At 75.2% G+C, this 4,574-nt stretch carries 4 protein-coding genes; 2 read left to right on the plus strand and 2 right to left on the minus strand.

The genetic code is table 11. The features are described from left to right. A partial coding sequence (locus ACERUJ_RS16545; RefSeq protein ID WP_370249921.1) for a hypothetical protein occupies positions 1-570 on the plus strand: 570 nt, incomplete at its 5' end. On the opposite strand, the gene ACERUJ_RS16550 is transcribed toward ACERUJ_RS16545, so the two are convergent. Both ACERUJ_RS16550 and ligD read right to left on the minus strand, forming a co-directional pair. Beyond that, positions 527-1,591, minus strand: coding sequence for a hypothetical protein (locus ACERUJ_RS16550; RefSeq protein ID WP_370249922.1), 1,065 nt, complete (start codon positions 1,589-1,591; stop codon positions 527-529). The two genes, ACERUJ_RS16545 and ACERUJ_RS16550, sit on opposite strands and share 44 nt — an antisense overlap. 9 nt (positions 1,592-1,600) lie before the next feature. Then, the gene (gene ligD, locus ACERUJ_RS16555; RefSeq protein WP_370249923.1) at positions 1,601-2,677 is read right to left on the minus strand and encodes a non-homologous end-joining DNA ligase; all 1,077 of its coding nucleotides are present in this window, start codon (positions 2,675-2,677) and stop codon (positions 1,601-1,603) included. Between the two features lie 239 nt (positions 2,678-2,916). On the opposite strand from ligD, the gene ACERUJ_RS16560 reads away from it, so the two are divergent. Further along, positions 2,917-4,500, plus strand: a complete 1,584-nt coding sequence (locus tag ACERUJ_RS16560; RefSeq protein WP_370249924.1) for a hypothetical protein — start codon at positions 2,917-2,919, stop codon at positions 4,498-4,500. Positions 4,501-4,574: the final 74 nt, after the last annotated feature.

Raw genomic sequence — 4,574 nt, forward strand, 5'->3', positions numbered from 1 at the left:
CCCACGGCCGGGGCCGCCACGCTCACCGCGGCGGCCACGGCGTCGCTGCTGGCGAGCACCGCGACGTCGGCCCACGCCGGTCTGCCCCGCACGATCGGTCCGGGCCAGGCGGTGATGGTCGACGGCGTGCGGTTGGCCATCACGGGCCGGGCCACCGACGGCGCCGTCGCGACCGGCGACACCCGGCTCGTGGTGGCCGACGACACCACCCGGGTCCGGGCGCCCATCCCGGCGGGCCAGAGCCCGCGCCTCTACACCCGGATCGCCTCCTTCGGCTCCGGCGGCCCGGGCTACGTCGTGTCGCAGTCCGGGGGCGACGCCGCGGGCTGGACCGTGTTCGTGATCGACGGCCGCGGCCGGCTGGTGGCGGCCCAGGAGCCGCGACGGCCGTTCCTGGGCAACGCGGCCGGGGTGGACCTGGCGGGGCAGTACGCCGAGCAGCGCACGCGGATCGCGGCGCGCGGCCTCACGACCGTGATCACGGCCCCGGACTCCGGTGACCGCGTCGTGTACCGCTGGCGGCTGGTCAGCCGGGACGGCGTCCCCACGCTCGTCGCCCGCCGGCGCTGAGGCCCTCCAGCTGCGCGCGCAGCTGGGCGAGCTCGGCGTCCTGGGCGGCGCGGGCCTCGCGCAGCTGCGCGAGCCGGGCGTTCTTGCGGGCCAGCCGCTCCTCGAACTTGGCCCGCTCGGCGATCACCAGCGCCTGGGACTCATCGGAGGCGATGGCGGCGGCCACCCGGAACTCCTCGGCGTACTCCTCGCGCAGCCGGTCGAGGTCGGCGCGCGCGCCCGTGTCGTCGGGGTCGACCACCAGCCGGCCGGCGGCCTCCCAGGTGGCCTCGGCGAGTGTGCGCAGGCCCTCGCTCACCGCGAGCCCGTTCCAGGTGGCGGCGGAGCGGTTAAGCGAGGTGGTGAGGAAGTCGTCCACCGGGTGGGGCGCGGCGAGGTCGCCGACGGGCACCCCGATCTGGCCGCAGGCGCGGGTCATGGCGGCGCGCCAGTCGCCCAGCAGGTCGTAGTAGGGCACGAACGCGCGCGGGTTGCCGCGGGTGGCGTGCTCGGTGACGAGCACCGAGTTGAGCCAGGCGGCGACGTTGGCAGTCTCGCGCTGGCGGCGCATGCTGTCGGAGAAGTCGGAGAGGTAGGCGGTGTCGCGGCTGCGCACGACCTGCGCGGGGTGACGCAGCATCGTCAGGCTCACGAGGTCGGCGCCGACGGCGGCCGCCACCCGCTCCCACAGCGGGTACACCCAGTAGGCGCGGGTCTCCTTCACCACCACGACGTCGTCGTCGGCCCGCCCGGCCAGCTCGCCGGCCAGCCAGTCACGCAGCTCGGCCTCCCGCTCGGGGGTGACGTCGGCCATCGCGACGTCGCCGGCGTGCGGGCGGGTGTCGATGGTGCGCACCCCGATGCCGTTGAGCCAGTACTTGTGGAAGTCGGCCACCCACAGCGGCTCGTAGTAGCCGCGGGGGTTGTTCTCGTCCGTGGGCACCTCGGGCTGCGGGATCGCGAATCCGAGCCGCTTGAGGGTGCCGGCCACACTGCTGGTGCCGCTGCGGCCGGAGCCGGTGACGAGGACGAGCGTGACCACCGGTGAAGGTTAGCCCACCCGGTTGCCGTCCTCGTCCCAGTGCTCGGCGACCTTCTTGCTCGGCTGCACGCGCGGCGGCTCGCCCGGCATCTTGGGGTAGTCGGGCGGGAAGTTGAGCTCACCGCCGGGCAGGGTCTCCCACAGCTCCAGCAGCGGGGTGAGGTCGTGGGCGACGTCGTCGATCTCGGCCCACGGGTCGCCGTCGGCGAGCAGGTCGGGCACCGCGTGGAGGTGGAAGGCCGCGGGGTCGGTGAGGTCGGCGGCCTGCGCCCAGGTGAGCGGGGTGCTCACCGGCGCGCCCGGCCGGGCGCGCAGGCTCCACGCCGAGGCGATGGTGCGGTCGCGGTTGTTCTGGTTGTAGTCGAGGAAGATCCGCGCGCCGCGCTCCTCCTTCCACCAGGCGGTGGTGACGCCGTCGTCGCGGCGCTCCAGCTCGCGGCCCAGGCCGATCGCGGCGTGGCGGACCTCCTCGAAGGTCCAGCGCGGCGCGATGCGGACGTACACGTGCAGGCCCCGGCTGCCGCTGGTCTTCACGAACGCCCGCAGGCCGAGCTCGGCGAGGGTGTCGCGGGCCAGCAGCGCCACCCGCCGCACGTCGGCGAAGGTGGTGCCGGGCTGCGGGTCGAGGTCGATGCGCAGCTCGTCGGGGTGGTCGACGTCGGGGCGACGCACCGGCCACGGGTGGAAGGTCAGGGTGCCCATCTGGGCCGCCCACACCAGCGCCGCCGGCTCGCTGGGGCACAGCTCCCGCGCGCCCCGGCCGCTGGGGAAGGTGATCGCCACGGTCTCGATCCACTCGGGCGCACCCTTGGGCAGCCGCTTCTGGTAGAACCCGTCGCCGTCGTCGCCGTAGCCCGTGGAGAGCCGCATGCCCTCGCGGTAGCCGTCGGGCCAGCGCTCCATCGCCGTGGGCCGGTCCCCGATCGTGCGCATCATCGCCTCGCCGACGGTCGCGAAGTACCGCGCGACGTCGAGCTTGGTGACCACCGGCGTCGTGGCGGTGGCCTCGTAGATCACGCGGTCGGGACTGGACACGCGCACGGCGCGGCCGCCGGCCTCGACCTCGGCGGCGGGGGTGGCGGGCATGGGCGCCACGGTAGCCCGGCCGCCGCCCCACCGCTGCCCCACCGCGGCCCGACCGCTGCCCGACCGCTGCCCGACCGCTGCCCGACCGCTGCCCGACCGCTGGCCGATGCCCCGCCCGATCCCGCGCGACGCCGCCCCCGTTCGGGGGTGAAATCGGCTCCGCGGCCCCGCGGAGCCGGCCGAGCAGCGTCGTCCCGACCCTACGTTCGCGACACCAGACCCCTCAGTACGGAGATGACATGCGCGTGTCCCGTTTCCCCACGAGCGCCCCGATCGGCGTGGCGCTCGCTCTCGGCCTGGTCGCCGCCGCGACCACGGCGGTGACCGTCCAGTCGGTGTCCCCCGCCACGGCGGCGCCCGGCAGCCCCGGCACCCCGTCGGCCCCCGAGGTCCTCGTGGCCGAGGACTTCCAGCAGGGCCGGACGCCCGGTCAGGTCTCGACGCTGCCGGCCTACCGCGGCGGCGTCTACACCGCCGACCCCGCCTGGCTGGACACCTCCTCGGGCAACGGTCTGCTGCTCGACGGCACCAGCTCCGACGCCGACCTGGTCACCGCGGGCTTCACCGCGGCGCCCACCGCCGCCGGACCGACCACCCAGGGCGGCCGGCTGCGTCAGCTCGCGATCGCCCTCGGCGTGCTGAACGGGACGCCGGACCCGGCCGACAACGTCGCGGTCACGGCGTACTCCAACAGCGCACCCGGGGCCGGCAAGGTCGAGTGGGCCACCGTGAACCCGCTGTCGCTCAACGCCGACGGCCGGTTCCTCACCGTGTCGGCGAACGTGGCCGTGGTGAACTGCGTGGTGGCGGCCAACGACCCGCTGCTGAAGTTCTACCTGGTCGACGGCACCACCGAGCGCGCGGTGAACGACGTCGCCCTCAACCCGTGCCCGCCCGCCGGCGGCACCGACGACGCCACCGCCACGACCCTGCGGGGCGGGAATGCCGTCCTCTTCGACGGCGACCAGGTCGGGGTGCTGATGCGCAACGAGCAGGGCAGCGGCTCGGGCAACGACCACGCCTACGACGACATCACCGTCCTCGACGTGACCCCCCAGTTGGACAAGGAGTTCGTCGCTCCCCGGGGACCGCTCTACCCCGGCACCCCGATCGACCTGGTGTTCACGGTGACCAACACCTCCGAGCTCGGCGAGAAGGTGGGCTGGGAGCTCACCGACTCCCTCTCCCGCGACCTCGCGGTGGCCGGGACGCCGAGCACCGACTGTGCCGCCGCCACGATCGACGCCGTCCCCGGCGCCTCGCGCATCGCCGTCACCGGCGGCACGATCGGCGAGGGCGTGGCCTCCTGCACCATCACCGTGCCGGTGACCGCCGACGGCACCGGGACCTTCCGCAACTCCGCCTCCAACATCGCCTCGCGCGGTCTGCGGTCCCCGGGCGCCACGTCGGTGACCTTCGTGGCTCCCCCCGTGCCGGCGGACCCGTCGCTCAGGCTGGTGAAGAAGGCCGACCGGACGCGGATCACCGCGGTCGGTCAGGTCGTGCGGTACCGGTTCCGCATCACCAACGACGGCAACGTGCCGGTGCGTCAGGTGGGGGTCTCCGAGATCTCCTTCAGCGGCCGGGGCACGCTCAGCACCCCGCGCTGCCCGCGCCAGCAGGCCCGGGTGCTGAAGCCCGGCGACAGCGTCGTGTGCACCGCGCGCTACCGCGTCGTCGCCGCCGACCTGCGCACGCGCACGCTGCGCAACACCGCCCGCGCCACCGGCATCGCCCAGGGCGGCACCTTCCTCCGCTCGCCGTCGTCGGTCGCGGCCGTCCCGGTCCGCCCCCTGCCGACGCCGCCGAACACCGGGGCCTGATGCCCGCCCGCGCCCCACGGGCGCACGACGTCGCCCGCCGCTGCGGCCCGCACCGCAGCGGCGGGCGACGCCGC

It is taken from the genome of Nocardioides sp. (assembly GCF_964228225.1).
GTDB lineage: Bacteria > Actinomycetota > Actinomycetes > Propionibacteriales > Nocardioidaceae > Nocardioides.